Origin of the sequence: Sulfuricurvum sp. (genome assembly GCF_049305995.1) — a bacterium.
Lineage (GTDB): Bacteria > Campylobacterota > Campylobacteria > Campylobacterales > Sulfurimonadaceae > Sulfuricurvum.
The window spans coordinates 1-4,628 of the sequence record NZ_JBAQPS010000321.1; the positions used below are offsets into that span (position 1 = coordinate 1).

A 4,628-nucleotide genomic window follows, 5' to 3' on the forward strand; every position below is an offset into this window, starting at 1 on the left:
CAACAAAAGAAGATATGAACAAAATAGCTATTAAAATAAATTTTGTTCCGTTTCTCCATGTAAAGAGAGTTAAAATAATGACACTAATAGCATTGAGTAATATACCAAGAGAAATAATGAATGGAAATGTTATCCATGAAAGGGTATAAATATTAATGACATGTTTGAAAAAAGCTACATTGGAGACGAAAGTCAGAAATAAAGCTACAGCAAGGTTTATTCTCCATTGTACTATCTGCGTTGATTTAAAGAAGAACACAATATCTCCAAGAAAAAATTATCACAATATTGTGATGCCGTAGTTTAGTAGAGATTTATGAAAAAATTATGAAGACTAAAGGTAGTTTGACATGAGTACAGAAAGTAAAGAAAATTTCTTCCCCAAGAAGGGAAGAAACAAACGATTAACGTTTTGAGAATTGAGGAGAACGACGTGCTTTACGTTTACCCGGTTTCTTACGCTCAACGATACGAGCATCGCGTGTAAGCATACCAAATGGTTTCAAGATAGCACGGAATGACGGATCAAATGTGCAAAGAGCACGAGAGATACCGTGACGAAGTGCATCTGATTGTCCTGAGAAACCACCACCCATAGTTGAAGCAGTGATGTCTACTGATGTATCTTGTTTAGTCAAAGAAAGCGGTTGAGTAACACGCAATTTTTTTGCTTCAAGACCACCCAACCATGCGTCGAGTGAAAGACCGTTTACAGTGATTTTACCTGTACCCGGAGCAAGCCATACTTTAGCGATCGAAGATTTTCTTCTTCCGGTTGCATACGTTTTTGCCATTATTTATCCTTACTTAGCAATCTGTGCAGAGTGAGGATGTTCCGCACCGGCATAGACTTTTAGTTTTTTGATCATCGCGCGACCCAATTTTGTTTTAGGGAGCATACCGCGAGCTGCAAGTTTGAAAACTTTTTCTGGGTTAGTAGCCAAAAGTTCTGTAAATTTTTCACTTTTTACGTTACCGAAGTAACCTGTGTGACGGTGGTATGTTTTAGTAGCAGTTTTGCCGTTACCGTTAATAATCGCTTTTTCAGCGTTAATGATAACAACAAAGTCACCACAGTCGATATTTGGGGTAAAATAAGGTTTATCTTTACCGCGAAGACGAGTAGCAACATCCGTCATAATACGACCGAATGTTTTCCCTTCCGCATCGATCAAAACCCATTTACGTTCGATTTGCTCAGGTGAAGCAATTTTAGTAAATTTCATCTTGAGTCTCCTTTTAAAGTCTCTATAAATAGTGGCGAAATTGTACCCTTTTAAACTTATAATCTGCTGAAATTAAGTTCTTTATAAGCACTTAACCCATTCGATCCGATCTTCTAAGAGATAGCACAAATATCCCTCTACTTCCTCATTGTTCATTGAGCGTATCGCCTCAGCGTAGCGATTGATCTGTTCGGTGTGTTTACCTTCCTCTTCGCGACCGCTTTTATAATCGATGATTTTCCAGCCGTTTTTACCCCTAATGAGCAGATCAATCACCCCGATATTCCCCTTGTGGCGTATCATCTGCTCTTTGTAGCGATCCCCTTGGATCAGTCTGCCAAAGTGCTCATCGTCTATCAAACGAGCGATCCGCTTTTCGATCTCCTCCATTGCACTGGGTTGAAGAAACGCACCGTAACGGTTACGGGTCGATTCGAGAGACACCTTCAGCGATTCGTGACTAAACTCTCCCATCATCTCCAACGTATAGTGCAGTGCCAACCCAAACTGCACCGCCGCATAATCATGCGTTGCTTCTTTAGGAGAACTCGGTTTCTCTTCTTGTCGCCCGAATGAGAGGGCTTTAAAATTCAAAGACTTTTGCACAATAGGCGCATCAGTGCGATGCGTTTTGATCTCCAACGTCCCCCAATGAGACGGCGTAAGGCAGAGAGGATCAAACCATGAATTTTTGGTTTTTGCGATTACACTGAGCGATTCCGCCGCGCGGGTCAGGGCGACATAGAGGGCATTAAGCTGATCCTCACCTGCCGCTTCTTTTTCGGCTTCGAGTGCTGTTGCGTAGAGGGGATCGAGTAGTTCACGCCCTTTGATCCGATAATGCATTCCGCGAAGCACCGCCCCCTCATATTCATAGACTATCGCATCGTTACGGCTCCGAGGGGTTCCTAGACGATCGAGGACAATAACGTGCTCAAACTCCAACCCTTTGGATTTATGAACCGTCATGATCCGAATCCCCCGCATATCGCTCTGTGGCGAAGTGCTCTCCAACCGGTCAATCTCGAACACCACCTCTTCGATGTCTCGGTAGCTTCGCAATGCTTCGATAAACATCAATGCGCTCTTATCGGCAATGCGAAAACGTTTGATAAACCCGATAACGGCGGTAATAACTTCATCAACACTCACCCGTTCTACGCTCTGACTCTCAACCCCCAGCAGTGCGGCGCAGTTGGAGCGGTAAATCGCTTCTCCGAAATAACAAAAGCGCAAATATTCGATAATGGCACGAACACTTCGCTGTGCGATGAGGCGTGCCGTCGTCTCGGTCACAACGTCATACCCCCGTTCACTGAGTACCTCTTCCACCGCGCTTCCGTCTTTGTTGGTTGCGGTTAGAATAGCGATCTCTTCGGGTACAGCCCCTTTCTCGATCAACAAAGCAACCCGCGTGCATAGCGATTCGAGCAGATCATCGCTAGACAGAACCTCGACATACCCTCCGCTATAGCTTTGCGGACTTTGCTGAGGAATGTACCCTTTGATTTTCCCCTCAAAGGCACGATTCACAAAATGGACAATCTCACTGCGGGAGCGGTAGTTCACCCTGAGCGGTTCGAGCTTCACATCAAACAATTGTGCCACTTGATGAAAGAGGGCACTCACCCCTCCGCGAAAACGGTAGATCGATTGTTTCACATCCCCGACGAAAAAGAAGCTTCCCCCCTCATTCACCCCCACACCGGAGCGGATCTCTTCGATCAACGGACGGAGGATGTCAAACTGAATAACGCTGGTATCTTGAAACTCATCAAGAAGCAGGTGCTTGAGGCGTGAATCGAGCCGAAAGTAGAGAAACTCACTCTCCAATTTTTCCCTCAGAAGCGTGTGGACGTTAAGGGTTATATCATCGAAACTGAGCTCATTGCTCTGCGTTGCCATACTTTGTCGGCTTTTGATATAGAGTTTGAGCACGGCAAACAGCTCTTTGAAATAGAGCACCTCGCGACGGCGCATTTGTGAGGCAACGGCACGCTGTATTTCATGGAGCAGTTCATCCATTCGCGGCTCATACGTTTTTTTAAAATCCCAGTACTCCATACTCGGTTTAAAGAGCCACGTTTTCTCCAATAGCTCCTCATAACTCTCAAACTCCATCGTTTTTCGGGCGCGATCACTGAGCGGTTTTGAAAGACTCAACGTTGAGAGTTCACGAGCACACTCTAACGCATACCCGATAGACTCCTCCGGAGCATCGATCCCATCGTAACGCTGAATATCGAGCTCTTTGTATTTAGAATAGAGGGTGGAGAGGAGTGTGAAGAGATCCCCGAGCCGTTTATCACTCAATAACGAGAGATGCACCAGCGCCCCAGTTGCTTGTGACACCTCCACTTCATTCAAAAATCGCTCCAACAAGGCGCTCTCATGATGATTCTGGAGTGTTTTAAACGTCGGCATCAACCCCGCATTGAGGGCAAATTTACGTAAGATTCGACCGAAAAACTTATCCAACGTCGAGATTTGAATATCGGAGCGGAGAAACCTCGATAGAACGTTGGGACGCTCTTGTAAAATTTCCTCTTCGCTCATCCCGCAAAGGCGAGCAATTTGGGGCAGTTCACTCCGCGTGGGCAACTCTTCGAGGGTGAGGATGATCCGCTCCAGCATCTCGTTCGCCGCTTTATTAGTAAAGGTCAATGCCACGATCGACGAGGGAGCCTCCCCCATAAAGAGCAAACTCAGATAACGGACAACGAGGTTAAACGTCTTGCCGCTCCCCGCACTTGCCTCATAGGCTAAAAACGGTTCAAACTCCACGCATCACCTCCCGATGACAGAGGTAGGTGTAGGGGCAGTGGCGACATCGGCCGGGATCCTCACACATCTCCCAGCTCCATTGTTTTTGAGATGCCATATGAGCCAAAATTTCGCGCAATTTGGCAATTTTTGCCTCTAAAAACCGCTCGAATTTCAACTCACCGCTCCCCAAATCGTAATAGCCGCAAGCACTCACCTCTCCGAGCTCCCCTGCTAGCAGTGCGTAGACACTGATCTGATAATCGACATCGCTCTCTTTGGGTTCTTTATCGGTATCGGGATACTTGCCGCTTTTATAATCGATCACTTCGAGAGTGCCATTATTTTCATCGATACGGTCGATCCGACCTGTGAGTCGTATCTCCTCGACCTCACAGCTCACCTCTTTTTCACGGTAAAGTACCCTCACCCCTGAGGCAAATCGAGAGACCTCGCACTTATAAAATTCTTCCAGCTTATCGATCCACAACCGCTTCATATACCTCTCCAGAGGGTCATCGCTGTGTTTCTCTTCCCATAATCTGCTAATAGAGTCTTTGATCGCAGAGGGTTGTAAGTAGCGATCATTCTGCGCATAGAGCTTATCCAAAACACTGTGAAGTTCGTTACCGATGTCAC

4 protein-coding genes are annotated in these 4,628 nt (G+C 46.0%); all 4 read right to left on the reverse strand.

Annotation, left to right across the window (positions count from 1 at the left end):
* Window positions 1–404: 404 nt before the first annotated feature.
* Window positions 405–794, reverse strand: coding sequence for a 30S ribosomal protein S9 (gene rpsI / locus WA010_RS11035; protein ID WP_422557169.1), 390 nt, complete (start codon window positions 792–794; stop codon window positions 405–407).
* A 9-nt stretch (window positions 795–803) separates the two neighbouring features.
* On the reverse strand, window positions 804–1,226 hold the full coding sequence (gene rplM / locus WA010_RS11040) for a 50S ribosomal protein L13 (protein ID WP_015654640.1): 423 nt from the start codon (window positions 1,224–1,226) through the stop codon (window positions 804–806).
* Between the two features lie 81 nt (window positions 1,227–1,307).
* On the reverse strand, window positions 1,308–4,010 hold the full coding sequence (locus tag WA010_RS11045) for a RecB-like helicase (RefSeq protein ID WP_422557170.1): 2,703 nt from the start codon (window positions 4,008–4,010) through the stop codon (window positions 1,308–1,310).
* Window positions 4,000–4,628, reverse strand: a 629-nt coding sequence (locus WA010_RS11050; RefSeq protein WP_422557171.1) for a RecB family exonuclease, incomplete at its 5' end; no start/stop codon positions are given. The genes WA010_RS11045 and WA010_RS11050, both read right to left, overlap by 11 nt.

Excerpts from the sequence above, each read along its gene's own strand:
- rplM (WP_015654640.1), bottom strand. The coding sequence starts at position 1,226 with ATGAAATTTACTAAAATTGCTTCACCTGAGCAAATCGAACGTAAATGG.
- rpsI (WP_422557169.1), bottom strand. The coding sequence starts at position 794 with ATGGCAAAAACGTATGCAACCGGAAGAAGAAAATCTTCGATCGCTAAA.